The organism is Streptomyces yokosukanensis (genome assembly GCF_001514035.1).
GTDB classification, from domain to species: Bacteria; Actinomycetota; Actinomycetes; order Streptomycetales; family Streptomycetaceae; genus Streptomyces; species Streptomyces yokosukanensis.
Genome location: NZ_KQ948228.1, coordinates 15,739 through 36,709 on the forward strand (window position 1 = coordinate 15,739; position 20,971 = coordinate 36,709).

Sequence of the window (20,971 nt, forward strand, 5' to 3'; positions counted from 1 at the left end):
TCCTCACCGCTCCGCTGCCTCGTCGCCCCGTCTCCCCGGCGTCCGTTTCCTCGTCATCCGTGCAGATCGGCCGGTGGGACGATCTCCCGCTTGAGGATCTTGCCGGTCGGCCCCTTCGGCAGCGCGTCCACGATCCAGACCTTGCGCGGATACTTGTAGGCGGCGACCTGGCGCTTGACGTACGCGCGCAGTTCCTCGGCCGTCGCACGGGCGCCCGGTTCGAGAACGACCACCGCACCGACCTCCTCGCCGAGATCGGCGTCGGGGAGCCCGATGACCGCGGCGTCGGCGACCGCGGGGTGCTCGTACAGCACGTCCTCGATCTCGCGGGGGTACACGTTGTAGCCGCCGCGAATGATCACGTCCTTCGTCCGCCCGACGATCCAGAAGTACCCGTCCTCGTCGACCCGGCCGAGATCGCCCGTGTACAGCCAGCCGTCCCGGATGGTGGCGGCGGTCTCGTCGGGGCGTCGCCAGTACCGCTTCATCACGTTGTGGCCGCGGATCGCGATCTCTCCGGTCTCCCCCCGCGCCACTTCCTCGCCGCCTTCGACCACCCGCATCCCGACGCCGGGGATCGGGGTACCGACCGAACCGGGCTTGGGGCCGGGCACCAGCGTGTTGAACGAGGCGACGGGCGACGTCTCGGACAGCCCGTACCCTTCGAGCACGACGCAGTCGAACGCCGCCTGGAAGTCGTACAGCACCTGGACCGGCATCGGCGCACCGCCGGTGAGGGCCACGCGCAGCCGCGATACGTCGAAGGTGTCCCGGCCGGGCTCCCGCAACAGCCTGCCGTACACCGTCGGCACCCCCGCGAAGACGGTCACCCCGTGCCCGGCGAGGATGCCCAGTGCCGTCGCCGCGTCGAAGCGCGGCAGCAGCGTGAGGCATGCGCCGCAGGTGACGGTGGCGTTGAGGGTGCAGGTCTGCCCGAAGGCGTGGAACAGCGGCAGCCCGCCGAAAATCACGTCGTCGCTGGAGAGCCGGAACAACTCGGTGGCCACGATGTCGCAGTTGCGGGCGAGGTTGGCGTGGGTCAGCTCGGCACCCTTGGGCTGACCGGTCGTCCCCGAGGTGTAGAGAATGACCGCGGTGTCGTCCTCGTGCCGGTCGACCAGAGCCTCAAGGGGCGCGGCGGACTCCAGCAGTTCGGCGAACGCGCCCGGGGCGACGGTGACCGCCTCCGCCTCCTCCTGCTGCGCACCGGCGCGTGCCTCGTCGGCGAAGTCGTGCCACGCGAAGAGGAACCGGGCGCCCGAGTCGGCGAGGTAGTAGGCGACCTCACGGGACTTGAGCAGGGGGTTCATCGGGACGATGACGCCGCCGGCCCGGAGCACGCCGTAGTAGGCGAGGGCGAACTCCGGGACGTTGGGCAGCATGAGCGCGACCCGGTCCCCGGGCTTCACGCCACGGTCGTGGAGCAGTCCTGCCATACGGGCGCTGCCCCGGTCGAGCGCGCGGTAGGAGACGGCGGTGTCTCCCAGGCGGAGCGCGGTGCGATCCGGCCGGGTCCGGGCGCTGCCGACCAGGTGGGATGCGAGGTTCATGGGAGCGAGGCTAGGCCGCGGCCGGATGACAGCCACTGGGCGCTCGACACGACCTTCGGACCCGAATTGGTGCCGATGAACCATACCGTTAGCATCGGGGTATGACTGCGGAGCATCCCGATGCCGCAAAACAACTGTCCGTGGTTGCGGAGAACGTAGGGTCACACCTTTCGGAAGTCAGCCGCGACATCGCGGATTATGTCATCGGTGAGATTCCCGATCTCAGAGGCGATACAACCGTCGTCAAAATGCTGTACGCGAGCGTGGCGGAAAATGTCGCCACATTGCTGCACATTTTCGAGAACGATATGCCCGTGGAGAAGGTCGAAGGACCCGCGGCTGCTCTTGAGTACGCCCGGAGACTGGCGCAGCGGGGCATCTCGCTGAGTGCGATGGTCAGGGCCTACAGAATCGGGCACTGGCGCCTTCTGCAGTGGTGTCTGGACGAGCTGAACCGGCACAGCGCCGACGACGATCTCGCCACCGCGACCAACCGGCGCATGCTGCACGTGAGCTTCGCCTACATCGACCGGGTCACCGAGCACGTCATCGTCGTCTACCAGCAAGAACGTGACCACTGGCTGCTCAGCCAGACCGCGGCACGCGCCGCGCGGGTGCGGGACATCCTCGCCGAGCGGGACGTGGACCCCGACCGGGCCGAGCCGGCGCTCGGTTACCGGCTCCGGCAGAATCACGTCGGGCTCGTGGCCTGGTTGCCCACGCTGACGGGCGAGGAGGACGGACTGGCTCGACTCCACCGGGTCACCGACGAGATCGCCCGTCGGCTGGACTGCCCCGCCAGGCCGCTGTTCGTGCCGCGAGACGCGATTTTGACCTGGGCCTGGCTTCCGCTCGGTTCGCGCAGCGAAGTCTCCTGGAAAGTACTGTCGACTGTGCTGGAGCACAGTGATCCCGCCATCCGTATGTGCGCGGGAGGCCTGGGCTTCGGAATCGACGGATTCCGCGCCACACACAGGCAGGCGCTGCGCACCCAGGAACTCGCGGCGATTGCCGATCCGACCCCTCAATTCACCGACTTCTCCACTGTCGCGCCCATCGCCTTGATGGCCGCGAACTTCGACGACATGCGCGCCTGGGTGTGGGATGTCCTCGGGCCTTTGGCGGTCGATGACGAGAACAGTGCGCGGCTTCGGGAGACCGCCCAGATCTTCCTGGACAACGGGTGCAGTTACACCGCGACCGCCGGTGCCCAGATTCTGCACAAGAACACCGTGCAGTACCGCATCCGCAAGGCGGAGGAAATCATGGGACGTCCGGTCCAGCAAGGGCACACCGATCTCGAAGTCGCGCTGCGCGCCGTTCAGTACCTGGGCTCGACGCTCCTTCGCACGAGCCCTGAATGAGATCCCGAGTACGACTCCGGTCTCAGCGGCCCTGCCACTGCGGTGCGCGGTGCTCCGCGAAGGCGTGGGCGCCCTCCTGCGCGTCGTGGGACGCCAGCACCGGTGCGACGATCCGGTCCTGCTCGGCGAAGGCGTCCTGGTCGCCGAACGCACGGCGCTCGTTGACGACGCGCTTGACGGCCGCCACGGCCAGCGGGGCGTTCCGCGCGATACTGTGGGCCAGTTCCAGCGCGCGCTGCAGCGCCTGGCCCGGTTCCGTCAGGTGATTGACCAGGCCGAGTCGCTCGGCACGGTCCGCGGGCAGCGGCTCGCCGGTGAGCAGCAGTTCCAGGGCTATGTTGTGCGGGATGCGCTCCGGCAGGCGCACCATGCCTCCTTCGGGCGGCACGATGCCGTAGTGGACCTCCGTCTGGCCGAAGGTGGCGTTCCGCGCGGCCACGATCATGTCGCAGGCGAGTGCCATCTCGGTTCCGCCGCCCAGCGCATAGCCTTCGACGGCGGCGATGAGCGGAGTCCTGATCCGGGCCCGGGTGAGGCCCGCGAACCCGCGCCCCGCGACGATGGGCTTGTCCCCGCGGGCGAAGGCCTTGAGGTCCATGCCCGCGCTGAAGACGCCGCCGGCACCGGTGAGGATGCCGACCATGAGGTCGTCCCGGGAGTCCAGGTGGTCGACGGCTGCCGCCAGGGCGCGGGCGGTGGCCCCGTCGATGGCGTTGCGGGCGTGCGGCCGGTCGATCGTGATCACGAAGATTCCGTCCTCTTCCTCGGTCCGTACGGTCGGTGTGTCCGTGGTCATGACGCGGTTCCCCTTCCACTTCCACCCCCCTGGTGTGTGCCGGGCTTCAGGCGACTGCCTCGGCCTTGCGCAGCTCCTCGATCCCGGCGTCGTCGAAGCCGAGGTCGTGAAGCACGGAATCGGTGTGTTCGCCCAGGTCGGGGGCGGGTCGCGGACGGACCTTCGGCTCCTGGTCCAGGCGCACGGGGCTGTCGACGGTCAGGTGCGGTGTGTCGCTGCCGTCGTCTATCGGCACGAACACCCGGTTGGCGAGCAACTGGGGATCCCGGGCGCATTCCTCGAGCGTCTGGACGACTCCGTAGGTGAGACCGGCGGTGTCGAGCGCCTCGCGCCACTCGGCCAGGGTGCGTGTCGCGAAGGTCTTGTCCAGCAGGGCGGCGATCTCGCCGGAGTGGGCCCGGCGGCTGGCGGAGTCGGCGTAGCGCGGGTTCTGCGCCGCCTCCGGACGGCCGATGGCCTTCAGGAAGAGCGGGACCTGCTTGTCCTCGTTGGCGAAGACGAGGACGATCCAGCGGTCGTCCGCCGTGCGGTACATGTTCGCGAGCGCGTTCGGCGGGTCGGCCCGGTCGATGGGGCGCGGGGCCTTCGCGCCGACCATGACGGCCTGCAGCCACATGCTGGCCGCCCAGGCGCCCTCGGCGAGCAGCGACGCCGTGACCCGCGCGCCCTGGCCGGTGCGCTCCCGCCGGTACAGCGCGGTCATGATCCCGGCGAACAGAGTGATCGCCGTGGAGTGGTCGCCCGATCCGAACGCGTTCATGGCCGGCGGCACGCCCTGTTGCCGCGTGAGGTGCATGAGACCGCTGCGCGCCCAGTACGCCGTCACGTCGAACCCGGGAAGGTGTGCGTCGGGACCTTCCTCGCCGAAGCCGGTGACATCGGCGTAGATCAGCCGGGGATTGAGCGGGGCCAGGGCCTCGTACTCCAGGCCCAGCTTCGCGCGCGTGCGCGGCGGGAAGTTGGTCACGAGCACGTCGGCCCATCGCACCAGGCCCTGGAGCACGGGCTGCGCGCCGGCCGACTTGAGGTCGAGCGCGATGCTGCGCTTGTTGCGGTTGTCCAGCTGCCAGGGGTAGTTGACCCCTTCGACATGGGGGTTGGGAGGGACTCGGCTGAGCGAGCGGTAGGCGTCGCCCACGCGTGGTGGTTCCACCTTGACGACGTCGGCACCGAAGTCGCCGAGCACGGTGCATGCGGCGGGCCCGGCGATGAAGCTCGCGAGATCGACGACGTGCAGTCCCTCCAGGAGAGGCGGGTGGTTCATGACTGCTCCTGTCCATTGGTGGGGTCGCGGGCGGCGCCCGGGGCCATGCGCCCGTACGGGCGCCGCGGCACACGTCCGGTCAGCGGCCGGGCATCGCGGGCACGAAGGCGTTGAAGCCGGTGATGTCACGGCCGACGATCAGCGCCTGCACGGTGTCGGTGCCCTCGTACGTGTCGATCGCCTCGATGTCGCACAGGTGCCGGGCGATGTGGTAATCGAGCAGGATCCCGTTGCCGCCGAGCATGTCGCGGGCGTCGGCGAGGATGGCCCGCGCCCGTTCGGTGTAGTGCATCTTGGCCAGCGCGACCCGGGGCATCGAGATCTCGCCCTCGTCCAGCAGCTGGCTGAGCCGGTACTGCATGCACAGCATGTCGGTGATGTCCGCGAGCATCCGGGAGAGCCGGTACTGGATGAGCTGGAAGGCGGCCAGCGGCATCCCGAACTGCTTGCGCTGCTTGGCGTAGGCCAGGGCTGTCTCGTAGCCCGCGACGGCGGCGCCGATGGACTCCCAGGCGACGCAGAAGCGCGAGGCCAGCAGGACCTTCTCGGTGTCGCGGAAGGTCTTGACGTTCGCCAGCCGGTTCGCGGCGGGCACCCGGACGTCGGTCAGGGAGATCTGCGCGTTCTGGACACACCGCAGGGCCGTCTTGCCCCTGATGACTTCGGCGGCGAACCCGGGGGTGCCCTTCTCGACGACATAGCCGCCCACGTGCCCGTCGTCGCCGCGGGCCCAGATGATCACATAGTCGGCGAAGGTCGCGTTGCCGATCCACCGCTTGTGACCGTTGATGACGTAGGAATCGCCGTCCTGGTGCGCGGTCGTCTCCAGTTTGACCACGTCCGAGCCGTGCGCGGGCTCGGTCAGGCCGAAGGCGCCGAGCTTCTCCATGCGTGCCATCGGCGGCAGGAACCGCTGCTTCTGCTCCTCGGAGCCGAGCAGCGCGATCGACGTCATGGCGAGGGCAGAGTGGACCCCCATCATCGTCGACATGCTCAGATCGCCCCGGGCCAGTTCGAGGATCACGAGCCCGGCCGTCACATTGCTCATCCCCGGGCAGCCGTAGCCGGAGATCTGAAAGCCCGCGATGTCCAGCTGCGCGAGCTTGGGCACCAGCTCGAAGGGGAACTCCGCGCGTTCCCAGTACGGATTGATGACCGGGGTGACCTCCTGGTCCATGAACGCGCGGACCTTCTGCCGAAGGGCCCGCTGTTCGTCGGTGAGCAGCTTGTCCAGCAGGTAGTAGTCGGTGTGCTCGGGTCCGCCCAGGACCGGCGGCTCCACCCCGGAGCCGTTCGGGCTCGGGGCAGCGCCGTTCGAGACGGACTGGCCCGGGTGGACGTCCTCACCGTGTGTCGCCTTCATGTGCCGCTCCTTGCTTCGGGGTCCGACGGCGTCGGTGCGAACGACGCTAGAAGGGAGCGGGGGCACGGCCACTGGGCGCGGAGCACCACATTCAGGCCCCCTTTGGTGCCCCTGAACCAATGCGGCGGCCCCGGCACCCGCCCGGCCGCGTGAACCCGCTCGCGGCGCCGCGACAGGCGGGCTCTGTACCGCGAAACCAAGGAAGCGCCCGAATCCTGGGCGCGCAGCCCGATGCCACGGCCCGCCCGCTGCCCGACGGTTGCTCCATGAAGACCGCACACCCGGCGAGGAGCAGTGATCAGCCATGAAAGCGCACAGGCCCGTCCACCGTGTGGCGATCGTCGGCACCGGCACCATCGGTGCGAGCTGGGCGACGCACTACCTCGTCCGCGGCTTCGACGTCACGGCGACCGACCCCGCCCCCACCGCGGAGACGGCCCTGCGGTCGTACGTGGAGGCCGCGTGGGACGTGGCGGCCTCGATCGGGATCACGCCGGACGCCTCACCGGATCGGCTGAGCTTCACCTCGGACATGCGCCAGGCCGTCGCGGACGCCGATTTCGTGCAGGAGAACGCCCCTGAGCGCCCGGAACTCAAGGTCAAGCTGTACGCGGACATCGACGACGCGGCGCCGCGGGACGCGATCATCGCATCGAGTTCGTCGGGCATCACGATGAGCGTGATCCAGGCGGAGTGCCGGCGTCCGGAGCGGACCGTCATCGGTCATCCCTTCAACCCGCCGCACGTCGTCCCGCTGGTCGAGGTCGTCGGCGGTACGAGGACCGCCGCGGAGACGATCGAGGACGCCATGTCGTTCTACGCCGCCATCGGCAAGAAGCCGATCCACCTGAAGAAGGAGCTTCCCGGGCACGTCGCCAACCGGCTCCAGGCCGCCCTGTACCGCGAGGTCCTGCACCTGGTCCAGCAAGGCGTGCTCGACGTGGCGGACTCCGACGACGCGGTGTCCTGGGGCCCGGGGCTGCGATGGGGCGTCATGGGACCCCATCTGCTGTGGCATCTCGGCGGGGGAGAGGGCGGCATCCAGCACTTCATGGAGACCCTCATGCCGCGGATGGTGGCGTCCTGGCCGGACCTGGGGACCCCCGAGTTCACGCCCGAGCTGGCGCAGACGATCGTGGGCGGCGTCCTCAAGGAGGCCGACGGCCTCTCGGTCGACGCCCTGGCCGCCCGGCGCGACGCGATGCTCTCGGCCCTGCTGGCCGTGCGTGCCCAGTACGACCCGTCCGGGCCGCCGAGTGCCGCGGCCGGCCCCGAGGCGAAGGAGGGAACGTGACACAGGGCCAGGAGAGGCTGTTCGTGCTGGAAGCAAGCGGTGGCGGTCGCCTGTTCTCGGTGAATCCCGACGGCTCCGACAAGACGTTCCTCGTCACCGGGTGCAGGATCCCCGACGGGATCGCCGTCGACGCCGCGGCCGGGCACGTCTACTGGACGAACATGGGCGTGCCGCAGGAGAACGACGGCTCGATCGAGCGCGTGGACCTGGACGGAGGCAACCGGACGACGATCGTCCCGAGCGGCGTCACGCACACGCCGAAGCAGCTCCACCTGGAGGCCGCCGACCGGAAGCTGTACTGGGGGGATCGCGAGGGCATGCGGGTGATGCGCTGCGACCTCGACGGCTCGAACGTCGAGACCCTCGTGCAGACGGGAGAGGGAGCCGACGACCGCCGGGACGAGACGAGATGGTGCGTGGGAGTGGCCGTCGACCCGGCGGGCGGACACCTCTACTGGTCGCAGAAGGGCCCGAGCGACGCCGGACGCGGGAGGATACTGCGGGCCGGGATCGATCCGCCCGCCGGGCACGACGCGGCCGGACGCGGTGACGTCGAGGTCCTGTTCGAGGGGCTGCCGGAGCCGATCGACCTGGAAGTCGACCTCGCGGAGGGCATGCTGTACTGGACGGACCGCGGCGATCCGCCGCGCGGCAACACCGTGAACCGCTCGCCGATGCATCCGGCGGACGGGCGGCGAACGCCCGAGATCCTCTTCACCCACCTGATGGAAGGCATCGGCATCGCCCTCGATCCGGAGGGCGGCCACATGTACGTGACCGACCTCGGCGGGAGCGTCTATGAGGCCGGGCTGGACGGATCGCACGGGAAGGAGATCCTCGTCGTGCAGGGAAACCTCACCGGCATCGCGCGGGCCGTGGTGGCCGCGTCCCACTGACGGCCCGTTCAGGACGCGGCCGGATCGGGTGGCATCCCTGCCCGAGTGCCACCTATGCCCGGGTGCCATCCCTGCCCGGGCTCGGGACGCGGGCGCTCGCCGTCGAGACCGGCCTCGACCTTGTCCGGCTCGAACGACACCAGGCCGCCGATGCGGTCGACTTCCCGGTAGGGGTGGCTCGGTCGACTCCCAGGCGGCGCGTTCGGCGGTGCGCTCGCCCACCCGCACGGTCCTTCCGGGTGCGGGGTGGGCGCGAGGCCGCACCCCGAGGCTGGGGTGCCCGCGCGTTCGTTCTCGGCGCGTCAGGCGAGGACGCGGGCGAGGAAGTCGCGGATGTGCTCGGTGATGGGCTCCAGGTGGCTTTCCAGGGCGAAATGCCCGGAGTCGAGCAGATGGATCTCGGCGTCGGGCAGGTCCTGGCCGAACGCCTCGGCGCCCTCGGGGCCGAAGATGGCGTCGTTCGCCCCCCAGACCGCGAGCAGCGGGACTCGGGAGTCGCGGAAGTACTGGTGCACCTGCGGGTAGAGGTCCACGTTGGTGGGGTAGTCGCGGAAGAGCTTCAGCTGGATCTCGTCGTTTCCGGGGCGGTCCAGCAGAGCCTGGTCGTGGACCCAGTTGTCGGGGCTGACGAGGCTGGGGTCGGCGACTCCGTGCACGTACTGCCACCGGGTGATCTCGGGGGTCAGGGCACCTCGCACGGGGGCCTCGGTGTCGGGTCCCGGCGACTTGGCGTAGGCGAAGACGCCGTCCCAGAAGGGCTTGACGAAGCCCTCCTCGTAGGCGTTGCCGTTCTGGGTGATGATCGCGGTGACGCGGTCCGGGGACTGCAGGGCGAGCCGCCAGCCGATGGGTGCGCCGTAGTCCTGGACGTACATCGCGAAACGGTCCACGCCCAGGTGCTGGAGCAGGGCGGACGTGACCTCGGCGAGCGCGTCGAAGGTGTACGGGAAGTCCCCCAGGGCGGGCATGGCGGACTGGCCGAACCCGATGTGGTCGGGGGCGATCACGTGGTAGCGGTCGGCGAGCGCGGGGATGAGGCGGCGGAACATGTGCGAGCTGGTGGGGAAGCCGTGGAGAAGGAGCACGGTGGGTGCGTCCGGATCGCCGGCCTCCCGGTAGAAGACCTCGAGACCCCGTACGGCGGCGGTGCGGTGGTGGATTGCGGAGGTCATCGCCTCTAACCTCTTTCGTGGGATTCAGTGGTTACGAATCCAGTCGAGCATGTCAGGTGTAACCTGTCAAGCAATGTTGAGTGGTTAGATCGGGTCCGCGGGAGGTCAGCGATGGCGACGCTGTTGTCCGTCAACGTGGGGATGCCCGAGGACGTCTCCTGGCAGGGCAGGACCGTGCGCACCGGAGCCTGGAAGTCGCCCGTCGACGGCCCCCGGACGGTCCGGCGGCTGAACGTCGACGGTGACGGCCAGGGAGACCTGGCCGGGCACGGCGGCGAGATCCGCGCCGTCCTCGTCTACCAGCTGCAGTCCTACCGGTACTGGCAGAAGCACCTCGGTCGCGACGACCTGACGTTCGGCATCTTCGGCGAGAACTTCACCGTCGACGGGTTGCCGGACGACGAGGTGTGCATCGGCGACCGGTACCGCGTCGGCGAGGCCGAATTCGAGGTCACCCAGCCACGCGTCACCTGCTATCGCGTCGGCATGCGCCTGGGCGAACCGGCGATGGCCGCGCTCCTGGTCGCCCACCACCGCCCCGGCTTCTATCTGCGGGTCCTCACCGAGGGGCGCGTCCGAGCCGGCGACGAGATCACGCTGACCCGCAAGGGTCCCGGAGAACTCAGCGTCGCCGACACCGATGCGCTGCTCTACCTCCCCGGGCGGGACCCGGAGAAGCTGCGCAGAGCGCTGGACATCCCCGCCCTCAGTCCCGGTTGGCAGCGGTCCTTGCGCGAACTCGCCGCCGCGCATCCCGCGCCGGGACGGCCCGGCGCGCCCGGCGGCACCCGACGGCCCGCAGACGTGCCGGTGTGGCCGGGCTTCAAGCCCCTGCGCGTCGCCCGTATCGTGCGCGAGACGCCCGCCGTCACGTCGGTCCACCTCAGCGCCCCCGACGGCATGCCCCTGCCCGAGGCGCGGGCGGGCCAGTACCTCTCCGTCCGTCTCTTCGCCGGCGACTTCGGTCCCGCGGTGCGCAGTTACTCCCTGTCCCGTGCGCCCGCGGCCGGCGCCTATCGCATCAGCGTCAAACGGGAGGCCCGGGGGAGAGTCAGCGGCTACGTCCACGAGAGGCTGCGCCCCGGGGACCTCCTGGACGTCGCCGCTCCCCGAGGAACGTTCGTGCTGGAAGAGGGCACCGGACCGGTCGTCCTCGCCTCCGCGGGGATCGGCATCACCCCCGTGCTCGCCATGCTCCACCAGCTCGCGGCCGTACGAGACCCACGCCCCGTCCGGTGGATCCACGTCGCCCACGACCGCGCTCATCACGCGTTCGCGGCGGAGTCCCACGCGCTCCTGGCCCGACTCCCGGACGCCCGCGAGCAGCTCTACTACACGGCCGAAGCCGACCCCGGGCCCGACGGACGCCACGCCGTGCGGGGGCGTCCGACCGCCGCGTCGCTCGCGGACCTGGGGCTGTCGGCCGACGCCGACGCCTACCTCTGCGGACCGCCCGCCTTCATGGACGACCTCGGTGCCGTCCTGCGCGAGCACGGCTTGCGCCCCGAGCGGATCCACACGGAACGGTTCAGCGCCCTGCCCGCTGTCAATCCCGGTGTCATGCCCGCCACCGCGGTCCGGCCGCACCCGCCTTCCGGACCTCCGGGCACCGGGCCGCTCATCACCTTCGCCCGCAGCGGCATCACCACCCCGTGGTCACCCGCGCACGGGTCACTCCTCGAACTCGCCGAAGCCTGTGACATCCCCACGCGCTGGTCCTGCCGCACCGGGGTCTGTCACACCTGTGCCACGCACCTGGTGTCCGGCGGCATCACCTACACCACCCCGCCCCTCGAACCTCCCGAGGCCGGCACCGTCCTCGTCTGCTGCAGCGCACCGGCCACCGAAGTCGTCCTCGACCTGTGAGCGCGGGCGGCGTCCTCGGCGAGCGGGGTGGGGACGGGCCCGTACGCGCTACCGCCCCGCACGGGAGCGACCGGGACGGTCCGCCCCGGACACCGTCGACAGGTCGACGGCCCGGTCGACGTCCTGCGGCCGCAGGACGCGCAGGATGCCTTCGAGCAGGTAGTAGTCGGCGTACGGCAGGGAGATCTCGATGCCGTCCTCGGCCGGCCGGTTGCGGGTGCAGCGGGCGACTATCGCCTCCGCGCGGGTGGAGTTCCTCGTCAGGCAAGTCTCCGACAGCGCGGTGAGGATCCGCAGGGCGACCTCTCGGTAGTCGTGTCTGCCGGTGGCGGCGGACAGATCGAGCAGCCCGCACGCCATGACCGCGCCCGCCGACGCGTCCTTGACGTCGTAGGGCTGCTGCGGTGCGCGGTAGTCCCACACGGGAACGTGGTCCGAACCCAGCGCCCCCACCGCGAAGTCGGCGAGCTTGCGTGCGGTGGACAGGAACTCCTGACAGCCGGTGCGGCGGTACATCGTGGTGAATCCGTAGATGCCCCATGCCTGCCCGCGGGACCAGCAGGAGGACGGGCTGTAGCCCTGGACCGTGTTCGGGCCGATCGGTGCTCCGGTCCCGGGATCGAAGTCGAAGACATGAGGGGTCGAACCGTCCTCGCGGGGGAAGACCCGCCCCGCCGTCCTGGCGTGCTCGACGGCGACATGGAGGTACTTCTCGTTCCCGCTCTCGCGGGAGGCGAAGGCCAGCAGGTCGAGATTCATGATGGTGTCCATGATGACCCGGCCCGCGTTGTTCGGGTCGTTCAACGCCCCCCAGGCCCGGATGAACCGGCCGCGCGGGTTGTACCGCCGGATCAGTGAGTCCGCCGCCTCCAATGCCCCCGCCCGCCAGCTGTCGTCGCCCGTCAGCCGCCACGCGGTGACCCACGACGGATAGAACAGGAAGCCCAGATCGTGGGTGCTGGTGTCCTGCCGGCGCGGAGCCAGCTTGAGCGCGGAGTCCAGCGCCAGCGTGCGGAACGCCTCGTCCCCGCTGTGGAGGTACGCCATCCACAGGGTCCCCGGCCAGAAGCCTCCCACCCAGTCGCCGTTCTGGGAGAAGGTCCACTTCTCGAACTTCGTGCCGACGGGGAAGGCGCTCACTCCCGGCGCGACGGCGCGCAGCTTCTCCACCGCGTAGTCGGCCGCCGCGCGGAGTGCGCGTACCGCCGACGCCGGGTCCTGGGTGCCGGTGCCGGACGCCGTCGCGGCCTGCGCGGGTGAGACGGCGGTCGCCGTCGTCGTGGCGCCGGCGGCGACGGCGGCGACGGCGAGCACGGTGCGCCGGGACATGCTCATGGACGGCCTCCAAGCAGGCGATACGGCAGGGGCGTTGGGCGAGTCTGGCACGCCAGTGGTCTCTACGTACACCCACATGTCCGCGGTTCATGTATGTGAATATCCAGTATGCTGACGTGAAGTCAACTCCCTTTCGTGGTACGGGTGTTGAGGGAGGCTCCCGGCTATCGGTGCGGCGGTTGTCCGTTGTCTTCCGTTCCCTGAGCGTTCAACTGGCCACTGCTGTGAGTGTCGTGTGCCGTCCCTAGCCTCCTTGAGGTTTCGAAAGAAGGGGCTCATGGACTCACTTCTCGCGATCCGGGCACGCGGGATCACCAAGTGCTTCGGCGATGTGGTCGCACTCGACGGCATCGATCTGGATGTGGCGCAGGGGCAGATTCACGGCCTTGTCGGACCGAACGGTGCCGGCAAGACGACGCTCCTCGGGCTCATGCTCGGCCTGGCCGTGGCCGACGGCGGCCGGCTGGAGATCCTCGGCGCGCCGGTGGGCCGGACGTTCGCCGCTCCCGACGGTGTCGCCGGGTTCGTGGACGGGCCGGGGCTCTACCCCTCGCTCACCGCCCGGCAGAACCTCGCCGCGCTGGCCGCTCTGCGCGGCCAGGATCCGCGCGCGGCGGGGGTCGACGACGCGCTCGAACAGGTCGGGCTCACCGGTGTCGCCGACGACCGCGCGCGTGGCTTCTCGCTCGGCATGCGGCAGCGGCTGGGACTCGCCGCCGCGCTGCTCACCAAGCCCCGGCTGCTCGTGCTCGACGAGCCGTCCAACGGCCTCGACCCGGCGGGCAAGAGGCATGTGCACGGGGTCCTCACCGGGCTCGCGGCGCAGGGGACCGGCGTCGTGCTGTCGAGCCATCGCATGGACGACCTCGAGGCGCTGTGCTCCGAGGTCACCATCCTCGCCACCGGGCGGGTCGTCTTCTCCGGTCCGCTGGGCAAGCTGGCCGCCGAGAACCGTGAACTCGACTACCGCCTGGTCACCTCCGACCCGCAGGCCGCCCGCCGGCTGGCCGCCGAGACGCCGGGGGTCGGCGTGGTCGACGACGCGGGCGGACGCCACGGGGTCGAGACGCTCGTCGTACGGGCATTGGTGCCCGCCCTGGACGAACTGGTGGTGCGGCTGGTCCGGTCGGGTCTCGCGCTGCGCGAACTCGCGCCCGTGGTGTCCCCGCTCGAGGCCGCGTTCCTGGCCCTCACCGAGCAGCAACAGGAGGCCGCGGGCGAGCAGTCGTCGGCCGGTGCCGAGCAGCGTCAGGCCGACGCCGCGCGGCAGGAATCCGCCACCGAGCAGCAGGAGACCGGCCGATGAACGCGTCCCCGACCGCTACCGCCGTCGCCCCCACCCCCCGCCCCGCGATCACCGCCCGCCCCACGCGCGTCTCGGTTGCCCGGGGCTACCGCTTCGAACTGGTCAAGCTCGTCTCCCAGTGGCGGATCCGCCTGCTGGTGCTGGCCTGCTGGATCGCCCCGGCGCTCTTCGTCGCCGCGGTGAGCCAGCAGAGCACGCTGCCCGCCGACACCCTCTTCGGCCGGTGGATGCTCGCCACGGGCTGGGCCGGACCGCTCGTGATACTCGGCTTCTCGGGCACCTGGGCGCTCCCGCTGCTGACCTCCGTGGTCGCCGGTGACGTGTTCGCCGCCGAGGACCGGCTCGGCACCTGGCGCCATCTGCTGGTGGCGATCCGCTCGCCGCGCCGGATCTTCCTGGCGAAGGCGCTGGCCAGTCTCACCGTGATTCTGCTGCTCGTGGTCGGCCTGGCCGCTTCGAGCACGGTCGGCGGGCTCGCGGCCATCGGCAGTCGTCCGCTCGTCGGTCTCGACGGCCATCTGCTCTCCCCGGGGGACGCCGCGGGCAAGGTCCTGCTCGCCTGGCTCTGCGTCCTCGCCCCGACCCTCGCCCTCGCCGGGATCGGTCTCCTCGGGTCCGTCGCGCTGGGCCGGTCCCCCATGGGCCTGTTGCTGCCCGCGGTCGTCGCGCTCGCGATGCAGCTCGCCCAGATGCTGCCGCTGCCCGTCGCCGTACGACTCGCCCTGCCCAGCTGGGCGTTCATCGCGTGGAACGGCCTGTTCACCAGCCCGGCCCAGCTCGGCCCGCTCCTCATCGGCATCGTGGTCAGCCTGGTGTGGGCCGTGATCGCGACACTCATCGCCTATCTGCTCTTCCTGCGGCGCGACTTCACCAACCTGACCGACGACGGATCGGCGCGGCGCGCGGTCACCGCCGGGTTGCTGCCGCTCGCCGGGCTGGTCGCCGTCACGGTCGCGGTCGTCGCCGTCGCCACCGGTGCGACCGCGGGCTCCGGGATCCGGCAGGACAAGGTGCAGCGCTCGCTCGCCGAGGACTTCGCCCACCTCTATCGCATGCAGACCGCACAGCTGCACCGTCCCGATGCGACCGAGGCGCAGCTGAAGTCGACGGCGGCCTGCACCAAGGGCGACGTCAAGGACGGCGCCCAGGGCGCGGGCAACGACTGGCGCTGCGTCGTCTCCTGGCATCTGCCCGGCACTCAGGCCGTCGGACAGGCCATCTACCAGCTCGACATCACCACGGACGGGCGGTTCGTGGCCGACGGCGACGGACCGAAGGAAGTGAACGGCTACTTCATCGTGCGGACCTCGACCGGAGACGCGCCGAATCCGCTCTGGCAGTTCGACGGCAACGTCGACCTGCTTCCCGCCACCCCGAAGGGATGACTTCATGCAGGTAACTCGCCGCCGTCGTCAAGTCGAGAAGGAGTACGTCGTCCTGCTCGGCAGACGTGTCGGCCGTCGGGCGACGCTGGTCACGGCATGCATCACCACGGTCGCCCTGGCCACCGGCACCGCCGTCGCCTCCACGCGCCAGTTCGGCACCGACCAGGTCGGCCAGGTCACCGCCAAGGGCCAGGTCGTCTCCAGCGACCAGTACATCTCCCCGTACGGCAGCCGTCTCGTCCTCAACGACGGCAAGATCATGTCGTCGACGGTCAGCCCGGACGGCGGGCACCTCGCCGCCGCGGTCACCGACGGCGACGCGGCGCTCGTCGTCGTGGACCTCAAGACCGGGCAGGTCAAGCAGCGCGTCGGCACCAACGCGGCGGACGACCTGCGCATCAAGAGCGGCGCCGTCGGCCAGGAAGGCCCGACGTACTCGCCCGACGGCAAGCAGCTGTGGCTGGGCCAGACCGACGGCTACACCAAGTTCACCGTGAACGCCGACGGTACCCTCGCCAACCCGACGACCGTCTCGATCCCGGCCGACGGCGCCAAGCACGCCCTGGTCGGTGCCGCGGTGTTCTCCGCCGACGGCTCCACCGTGTACTCCGCGGTCAACGGCCAGAACCGGGTGGTCGCCATCGACGCGGCGTCCGGGGCCGTCAAACAGAGCTGGTCCGTGGGCAACGCCCCGCGCGGCATGGTCCAGGTCGGCGGCAAGCTCTACGTCAGCAACGAGGGCGGCCGGCCGGCGAAGCCCGGCGACACCACGATCAACTCCTACGGCACCCAGGTACCGGCCGACCCCAAGACCGGTGCCACCACCACCGGCACCGTCAGCGTGATCGACCTGGCCGACGCGTCCGCCGCCGTCGGCACCGTCGACGTGGGCCTGCACCCGACCGCCGTGTACGCCAAGGACGGGGCGGTCTTCGTCACCAACACCGCCGACAACAACGTGTCGGTCATCAACACCAAGAACGACAAGGTCGTACAGACCATCTCCACCCAGCCGTGGCCGGAGGCATCGGTCGGCTACGAGCCCAACGCGGTGACGCTCACCGACGACGGCCATCTGCTGGTGACGCTCGGCCGCGCCAACGCGGTCGCCGTCTACCGGTACACCTCCCCGCAGGAGCCGGTCAGCTACGTCGGCCTGCTCCCCACGGACTACTTCCCCTCGGAGATCACCACCGTGGGCAGGACGGTCGTCGTCTCCAACACCCGCGGCATCGACGCCCGGCGCCCCGACAGCACCGGCCACGGCACCCACGACACCACGTCGAGCCTGACGCAGTTCGCGCTGCCCAGCGACCGAGTCATCCGGTCCGAGACCCGCAAGGTGTTCCAGCAGAACGGCTGGACCGAGGACGCGGTGCGGATGGCGGACAAGCACAGCAGGGCGAAGCCGGTGGCCGTCCCGGCGCGCCTCGGCGACCCCTCGACGATCAAGCACGTCTTCCTGATCGTCAAGGAGAACCGGACCTACGACCAGCTCTTCGGCGACATCCCGAAGGGCAACGGCGACCCGTCGCTGACGCAGTTCGGCGACAACGTGACGCCCAACCAGCACGCGCTGGCCGAGCAGTTCGGGCTCTACGACAACACGTACGACATCGGCACCAACTCGGCCGAGGGCCACAACTGGCTGATGCAGGCCGACAACCCCGAGTACACCGAGTCCTCGGCCGGTGAGTACGCGCGCAGCTACGACACCGAGGACGACGCGCTCGGCCACCAGAAGACCGGTTTCCTGTGGACCGGCGCCCAGTCGGCCGGCAGGACCGTGCGGGACTTCGGCGAGTTCCAGCAGTTCCTGACCAAGCCCTCCGGTGCGAGCTGGCAGAACCTGTACTGCGACGCCAAGAACATGGACGCGACCGGCCAGGGCACCGCCTACCCGCTGGACTCGTCCTCGCCGATCCCCTCGCTCAACAGTGTGTCGGTGCCCGGCTTCCCGAAGTTCGACACCAGCGTCCCGGACGTCTACCGGGAGCAGATCTGGAAGCAGGACTTCGAGAAGAACGGTCCGGCGAACCTGAACATGTTCTGGCTCTCCAGCGACCACACCGGTGGTCCGGCCGGCCCCGCCGCCCAGGTCGCGGACAACGACCTCGCGACCGGCAGGATCGTCGACGAGATCTCGCACAGCACGTACTGGAAGGACTCGGCGATCTTCGTCGTCGAGGACGACTCGCAGGCCGGTCTCGACCACGTCGACGGCCACCGTGCGCCGATCCAGATCATCAGCCCCTGGGCCCAGCACGACAAGGTCGACAGCCACTACTACTCGCAGATCACCATGATCCGTACCATCGAGCAGATCCTCGGGGTCCGCCCGATGAACCAGAAGGACACCGCGGCCACCCCGATGCGCGGCGCCTTCACCAGCCACCCCGACGACACGCCGTTCGACGCGCTGCCCAACCGCACCTCGCTGACCGACGGCCTGAGCACCCCGCCGTCCTGCGGCGTGGACACCCCGGCCAAGCAGAGCCTCAAGGCGGCCGCCGTACCGGCGACGAAGGTACCGGCGGACAAGAAGTCGCTCGCGGCCCAGTGGAACACCTGGAAGTCGAAGCAGCGGCTGACCGGCCCGAGCGCCGTGCCCGACTACGCGAACCCCGCGCAGATGAACCACCTCACGTGGTACGAGTCCCACAACTGGGCCGAGCCGTACCCCGGTGAGAACAAGATCTACGCCCCGAACGACGTACCGGGCGCGTACATCCCGTCCACGGAGAACGACGACTGACGCGGGCTGCCCCGAAGCGAGGCCCCCCGGCAGGCGTGTGTCTGCCGGGGGGCCTCGCGCCGTTCCGCCCCCGCCGGGCCGCGGGCGCGCTGCTCTGGCGAGATGGCCACGACGCGTGCAGCGTGGAGACGGAGGGGACCGGTCGACGGGGTGGGAGAGCCGTAGGAGAGGTGGAACACATGGACAGGGATGCCTCCGAGCCCCGGGTGGTCGTCGGTGTCGACGGATCGCCGTCCTCGTACGAGGCCCTGCGCTGGGCCGTGCGGTACGCGGCCCTCGTCGGCGGCACCGTGCACGCGGTCGCGGTGTGGGAGCTGCCGGGGCTGTACGGCTGGTCGGCGCCCGCCGTGGACATGGACGTCGACGAGGAGGAGACCCGGGAGCGGATGCGGAAGGAGCTGACCGACGTGCTCGGCACGGACGCGGCCGACTCGGTCCGCAGCCATGTGGTGCACGGCAACGCCGCCGATGTGCTGCTGCGGGCCGCCGAGGGAGCCGAGGTCCTCGTCGTCGGCGGCCGGGGCAGGGGCGGGTTCGCCGCCGCCCTGCTCGGCTCGGTCAGCCACCACGTGTCGCAGCATGCGAGCTGCCCGGTGGTGATCGTGCGCGCCGAGAAGAAGTGACATGACGTCTACGCATACAGGGAGTGCGTAACTTTCGTTGGACTCATGGATGAGGCGTTCCTAGCGTAGGAGGCATGAACACCCCACGCATCGCCCTCGTCACGGGCGCCAACCAAGGGCTGGGCCGTGCCCTCGTCGAGGGACTGGCGGCCCGTACGAACCCGGACGACCTGGTGCTGCTCACCGGCCGCAGCCCGCAGCGCGTGACGGACGCCGCCCGTGAGGTCGCCCAGCTGCCCGCCACACGCGCCCGGGTCGAGGGCCGGGTCCTGGACGTCAGCGACACCGACGCCGTCGCCCGCCTCGCCGAGGACCTCGGGGTCCGATACGGCGGGGTCGACATCGTCGTCTCCAACGCGGTCGCCCGGCTGCTCCCCGAGGAGTCGCAGGCCGAGCGAGCCGACGAGTTCATCGACGTCTCCAACACCGCCACACACGCGGTCCTGCGCTCCTTCGGGCCCGTCCTGCGCTCGGGCGGCAGGCTGATCGTCGTGGCCAGCAGCCTCGGCACCCTCGGTCACCTCGACCCACGGCTGCACCACCTGTTCGACGGCGCGAGCCTCGACCAGGTCGAGTACGCCGTGGAGTCCTGGCGCAGCGCGATCCACAGCAGGACCGCCCAGGAGGCGGGCTGGCCGATCTGGCTGAACGTGCCCTCGAAGGTGGCCCAGGTCGCCGCCGTCCGCGCGGTCGCCGCCGAACGCCGCGCGCACGACCTCGCCACCGACACCCTGATCGCGGCCGTGTGCCCCGGCATGGTCGACACCGCCACCTCGCGCCCCTGGTTCAGCGACGACGGCCGGGCCCAGTCCCCGGCCGAGGCCGCCGAGGCCGTACTCGACCTGATCCTCGACGGACCCGTCGATCCCGCGCTCTACGGCGAGCTGGTGCGCACCGGCACGGCCCTGCCCTGGCACGACGGCACACCCCCGGTGGAGCAGGACCGGATGCTCACCCCCTGAAGGCCGTCCCGCCCCCCGGCACACAGCTCGTCGTACACAGCTAGGAGTCCACTCATGAGTGCCCTCACCACCCCGTTCGGTTTCTCCAGCACGGCTGCCGAGGTCGCCCAGGGCATCGATCTCACCGGTCGTCGCGCGGTCGTCACCGGCGCCTCCTCCGGCCTCGGGGCCGAGACGGCCCGCGCCCTGGCCGGCACCGGCGCGGCCGTCACCCTCGCCGTCCGCGACGTCGCCGCGGGAGAACGCGTCGCCAAGGACATCGCCGCGAAGACCGGCAACCAGGAGCTGAGTGTCGCGCCCCTCGACCTCACCGACCTCGCCTCCGTCCGCGCCTTCACCGCCGCCTGGCAGGGCCCGCTGCACGTCCTGGTGAACAACGCGGGTGTCATGGCCTGCCCCGAGCAGTACACCGAACAGGGCAGGGAGTGGCAGTTCGCCACCAACCACCTCGGCCACTTCGCCCTGACCGAGGGCCTGCACGGGGCGCTGGCCGCCGACGGCAACGCCCGTGTCGTCGTGGTGAGTTCCACCGGCCACCAGCGGTCACCGATCGTGTGGGACGACATCGACTTCGCCTTCCGCCCCTACGACCCGTGGCTGGCCTATGGCCAGTCCAAGACCGCCAACGTCCTGTTCGCGGTGGAGGCCACCCGCCGCTGGGCCGGGGACAACATCACCGCCAACGCCCTGATGCCCGGCGCCATCTACACGAACCTGCAGCGCCACACCGGCGGCCGAGGCAGCGGCAGGGTCCAGGCCGAGCTGATCAAGACCGTCGAGCAGGGCGCCGCCACCTCCGTGCTCCTCGCGACCTCCCCCCTCCTGGAGGGCGTCGGCGGCCGCTACTTCGTCGACTGCAACGAGACCGACGTCGTCGACCGCCGTTCCGGCACGCTGCACGGCGTCGCCCGGTACGCCGTCGACCCGGACAACGCCCGACGCCTGTGGACCCTGTCCCAGGAACTGCTCGCCTAGGGCCTGTCGCCCAGGACTCACCCGCCTCCGGTGTCCCGCATGCGGGACACCGGAGGCGGGTGAAG

At 70.4% G+C, this 20,971-nt stretch carries 16 protein-coding genes; 10 read left to right on the top strand and 6 right to left on the bottom strand.

From position 1 onward, the window contains the following. Positions 1–53: 53 nt before the first annotated feature. Positions 54–1,550, bottom strand: a complete 1,497-nt coding sequence (locus AQI95_RS38050) for a long-chain-fatty-acid--CoA ligase (protein ID WP_067135040.1) — start codon at positions 1,548–1,550, stop codon at positions 54–56. Between the two features lie 101 nt (positions 1,551–1,651). Here AQI95_RS38050 and AQI95_RS38055 point away from each other — a divergent pair, with 101 nt between their 5' ends. Next, positions 1,652–2,914 carry a PucR family transcriptional regulator gene (locus AQI95_RS38055; RefSeq protein WP_067135043.1) on the top strand — a complete coding sequence of 421 codons (1,263 nt, stop codon included), beginning with the start codon at positions 1,652–1,654 and terminating at the stop codon, positions 2,912–2,914. A 22-nt stretch (positions 2,915–2,936) separates the two neighbouring features. Here AQI95_RS38055 and AQI95_RS38060 read toward each other — a convergent pair whose 3' ends face one another. The 3 genes from AQI95_RS38060 to AQI95_RS38070 form a co-directional block, all read right to left on the bottom strand. Next, positions 2,937–3,710 carry a crotonase/enoyl-CoA hydratase family protein gene (locus tag AQI95_RS38060; RefSeq protein ID WP_067135045.1) on the bottom strand — a complete coding sequence of 258 codons (774 nt, stop codon included), beginning with the start codon at positions 3,708–3,710 and terminating at the stop codon, positions 2,937–2,939. Positions 3,711–3,756: 46 nt separating this feature from the next. After that, positions 3,757–4,974 carry a CaiB/BaiF CoA transferase family protein gene (locus AQI95_RS38065; protein WP_067135047.1) on the bottom strand — a complete coding sequence of 406 codons (1,218 nt, stop codon included), beginning with the start codon at positions 4,972–4,974 and terminating at the stop codon, positions 3,757–3,759. A 79-nt stretch (positions 4,975–5,053) separates the two neighbouring features. After that, a complete protein-coding gene (locus AQI95_RS38070; protein ID WP_079071795.1) occupies positions 5,054–6,337 on the bottom strand; it encodes an acyl-CoA dehydrogenase family protein in 1,284 nt (427 codons plus the stop codon). 304 nt (positions 6,338–6,641) lie between these two features. Here AQI95_RS38070 and AQI95_RS38075 point away from each other — a divergent pair, with 304 nt between their 5' ends. After that, positions 6,642–7,631: a 3-hydroxyacyl-CoA dehydrogenase NAD-binding domain-containing protein gene (locus AQI95_RS38075; RefSeq protein ID WP_067135049.1), complete on the top strand. Its 990-nt coding sequence runs from the start codon at positions 6,642–6,644 to the stop codon at positions 7,629–7,631. Beyond that, entirely contained in the window at positions 7,628–8,527 is a 900-nt protein-coding gene (locus tag AQI95_RS38080; protein ID WP_067135051.1) for an NHL repeat-containing protein, read from the top strand. The genes AQI95_RS38075 and AQI95_RS38080 overlap by 4 nt, the downstream gene beginning before the upstream one ends. 302 nt (positions 8,528–8,829) lie before the next feature. Here the strand turns inward: AQI95_RS38080 and AQI95_RS38085 are convergent, their stop codons facing one another. Continuing rightward, positions 8,830–9,699 carry an alpha/beta fold hydrolase gene (locus AQI95_RS38085; protein ID WP_067135053.1) on the bottom strand — a complete coding sequence of 290 codons (870 nt, stop codon included), beginning with the start codon at positions 9,697–9,699 and terminating at the stop codon, positions 8,830–8,832. A 111-nt stretch (positions 9,700–9,810) separates the two neighbouring features. Here AQI95_RS38085 and AQI95_RS38090 point away from each other — a divergent pair, with 111 nt between their 5' ends. Continuing rightward, positions 9,811–11,565: an MOSC and FAD-binding oxidoreductase domain-containing protein gene (locus tag AQI95_RS38090; protein WP_067135055.1), complete on the top strand. Its 1,755-nt coding sequence runs from the start codon at positions 9,811–9,813 to the stop codon at positions 11,563–11,565. A gap of 48 nt (positions 11,566–11,613) precedes the next feature. On the opposite strand, the gene AQI95_RS38095 is transcribed toward AQI95_RS38090, so the two are convergent. Further along, positions 11,614–12,900 carry a glycoside hydrolase family 88 protein gene (locus AQI95_RS38095; RefSeq protein WP_208614369.1) on the bottom strand — a complete coding sequence of 429 codons (1,287 nt, stop codon included), beginning with the start codon at positions 12,898–12,900 and terminating at the stop codon, positions 11,614–11,616. A gap of 277 nt (positions 12,901–13,177) precedes the next feature. Between AQI95_RS38095 and AQI95_RS38100 the strand changes: the two genes are divergently transcribed. The 6 genes from AQI95_RS38100 to AQI95_RS38125 all read left to right on the top strand — a co-directional run bounded on the left by AQI95_RS38100 (position 13,178) and on the right by AQI95_RS38125 (position 20,906). Continuing rightward, a complete protein-coding gene (locus tag AQI95_RS38100; RefSeq protein ID WP_079071796.1) occupies positions 13,178–14,206 on the top strand; it encodes an ABC transporter ATP-binding protein in 1,029 nt (342 codons plus the stop codon). Beyond that, positions 14,203–15,591, top strand: a complete 1,389-nt coding sequence (locus AQI95_RS38105) for an ABC-2 family transporter permease (protein WP_067135057.1) — start codon at positions 14,203–14,205, stop codon at positions 15,589–15,591. The genes AQI95_RS38100 and AQI95_RS38105 overlap by 4 nt, the downstream gene beginning before the upstream one ends. 4 nt (positions 15,592–15,595) lie before the next feature. After that, a complete protein-coding gene (locus AQI95_RS38110) occupies positions 15,596–18,346 on the top strand; it encodes a bifunctional YncE/alkaline phosphatase family protein (RefSeq protein WP_067135059.1) in 2,751 nt (916 codons plus the stop codon). A 179-nt stretch (positions 18,347–18,525) separates the two neighbouring features. Then, positions 18,526–18,969, top strand: coding sequence for a universal stress protein (locus AQI95_RS38115; RefSeq protein ID WP_067135061.1), 444 nt, complete (start codon positions 18,526–18,528; stop codon positions 18,967–18,969). A 74-nt stretch (positions 18,970–19,043) separates the two neighbouring features. Next, positions 19,044–19,931: an SDR family NAD(P)-dependent oxidoreductase gene (locus tag AQI95_RS38120; RefSeq protein ID WP_067135063.1), complete on the top strand. Its 888-nt coding sequence runs from the start codon at positions 19,044–19,046 to the stop codon at positions 19,929–19,931. A gap of 54 nt (positions 19,932–19,985) precedes the next feature. Continuing rightward, complete coding sequence (locus AQI95_RS38125; protein ID WP_067135065.1) at positions 19,986–20,906, top strand: SDR family NAD(P)-dependent oxidoreductase; 921 nt, start codon at positions 19,986–19,988, stop codon at positions 20,904–20,906. Positions 20,907–20,971: the final 65 nt, after the last annotated feature.

What these genes read in the sequence shown, in the direction of transcription:
- AQI95_RS38050 (WP_067135040.1), bottom strand. Translation starts at nt 1,550, where the DNA reads ATGAACCTCGCATCCCACCTGGTCGGCAGCGCCCGGACCCGGCCGGAT.
- AQI95_RS38095 (WP_208614369.1), bottom strand. Translation starts at nt 12,900, where the DNA reads ATGAGCATGTCCCGGCGCACCGTGCTCGCCGTCGCCGCCGTCGCCGCC.
- AQI95_RS38110 (WP_067135059.1), top strand. Translation starts at nt 15,596, where the DNA reads ATGCAGGTAACTCGCCGCCGTCGTCAAGTCGAGAAGGAGTACGTCGTC.
- AQI95_RS38060 (WP_067135045.1), bottom strand. Translation starts at nt 3,710, where the DNA reads ATGACCACGGACACACCGACCGTACGGACCGAGGAAGAGGACGGAATC.
- AQI95_RS38100 (WP_079071796.1), top strand. Translation starts at nt 13,178, where the DNA reads ATGGACTCACTTCTCGCGATCCGGGCACGCGGGATCACCAAGTGCTTC.
- AQI95_RS38055 (WP_067135043.1), top strand. Translation starts at nt 1,652, where the DNA reads ATGACTGCGGAGCATCCCGATGCCGCAAAACAACTGTCCGTGGTTGCG.
- AQI95_RS38105 (WP_067135057.1), top strand. Translation starts at nt 14,203, where the DNA reads ATGAACGCGTCCCCGACCGCTACCGCCGTCGCCCCCACCCCCCGCCCC.
- AQI95_RS38085 (WP_067135053.1), bottom strand. Translation starts at nt 9,699, where the DNA reads ATGACCTCCGCAATCCACCACCGCACCGCCGCCGTACGGGGTCTCGAG.
- AQI95_RS38070 (WP_079071795.1), bottom strand. Translation starts at nt 6,337, where the DNA reads ATGAAGGCGACACACGGTGAGGACGTCCACCCGGGCCAGTCCGTCTCG.
- AQI95_RS38120 (WP_067135063.1), top strand. Translation starts at nt 19,044, where the DNA reads ATGAACACCCCACGCATCGCCCTCGTCACGGGCGCCAACCAAGGGCTG.
- AQI95_RS38125 (WP_067135065.1), top strand. Translation starts at nt 19,986, where the DNA reads ATGAGTGCCCTCACCACCCCGTTCGGTTTCTCCAGCACGGCTGCCGAG.
- AQI95_RS38115 (WP_067135061.1), top strand. Translation starts at nt 18,526, where the DNA reads ATGGACAGGGATGCCTCCGAGCCCCGGGTGGTCGTCGGTGTCGACGGA.
- AQI95_RS38090 (WP_067135055.1), top strand. Translation starts at nt 9,811, where the DNA reads ATGGCGACGCTGTTGTCCGTCAACGTGGGGATGCCCGAGGACGTCTCC.
- AQI95_RS38065 (WP_067135047.1), bottom strand. Translation starts at nt 4,974, where the DNA reads ATGAACCACCCGCCTCTCCTGGAGGGACTGCACGTCGTCGATCTCGCG.
- AQI95_RS38075 (WP_067135049.1), top strand. Translation starts at nt 6,642, where the DNA reads ATGAAAGCGCACAGGCCCGTCCACCGTGTGGCGATCGTCGGCACCGGC.